Here is a 1091-nt window from a genome sequence, read left to right as displayed (position 1 = left end):
AGCCCTAGCCCCATGTCATGCAGTAATAGATCGGTGTAAGGCCAGATGGTTTGCATGTTAAGAGAAGTTTGCTCAGTATGCCCGGATGTTTGATAGCTTGGAGTATGGCACGCGGCACAGCCAGCGGAGTGAAAGACGGCTTTTCCTTTATTGACCATTTCTGCATTGTCTATTTTTCGAATGGGTACCGCGATATTTCTTGTATACAGCAATAAAGCATCGGTCATCGCCTTTGGCGCTTCCATGTGGTTGATATCCGGGGCTTGGCGGGTGCGGTTTCCATGGGCTTGTTTTCGGCAGCTTGTTTGTGAAGGAGTGCAGTCGCCCCAATGTTGTGGAAATAACGGTGTACTAATGCCGAGATCCCCCTTGAACGCGCTAGCGTTTTGTTGACGAAGGTTGGGGGTGCCTGCTTTCCAGCCAAAACGGCCAAGTGCCGGTGCTTGTTTTTGCTGATCCCAAACCCAATTGGCTTTGCCTGAAATACCATCTTGGTTACTGTCGTCTGGGTCGGTTTTAGAAAGAATGTCCTGTTCATTTATCGCTTCGATAAGACCCAATCCGATCATGGGCGAGGAAATACGTGGCGAAATCATCAAATCTTCATCCATTGGGCCATACTGAGGCGCTATGATTTGGTAATCCGGCTTTCTTAGGCTAACCATTTCGCCTTCGCTTAGCTGAATTTTTTGTTCTGTATAGCTGACTCGTAGCTGTGCCTCAGCTTGTCCACCCGGGTAGGCAAAGGTCTGTAGCTGAGTGCCATAAGTAGGCTCTGGTATTAGCCCTATGAGGCCACTTTCCAGTGCTCGTTTTTGCTCGGCAGTTTTGGCTGGAGTGCTAAGCCGAAGAAATAGTGCAGGGGAGGTTTTACCTTCTTCTTTTAATATGCCTCGACCATTCTTCTCGTGGCAACGGGAGCAGGATCTTGCATTGTAGAGTGGGCCTAAGCCATCACTTGCGGTCGTACTTGAGGGGGCAAATACCCAAATTTTTTCAAAGATGGCCCGGCCGATTTTAAAGTCGAGCTTTGTCTCCATATCCAGAAGGGGGGAGGGATGATCAAAACTGTTTCGTTGTTTGCTTTGGCC

Annotated in this window: 1 protein-coding gene; it reads right to left on the bottom strand. The window is 48.9% G+C overall.

From position 1 onward, the window contains the following. Positions 1 to 1091, bottom strand: a 1091-nt coding sequence (locus tag A3766_RS27330; RefSeq protein WP_068643365.1) for a di-heme oxidoredictase family protein, incomplete at both ends; no start/stop codon positions are given.

The organism is Oleiphilus sp. HI0132 (genome assembly GCF_001635845.1).
The sequence above is the reverse complement of the archived record's forward strand: the minus strand, read 5'-3'. Positions and strand labels throughout refer to the sequence as shown.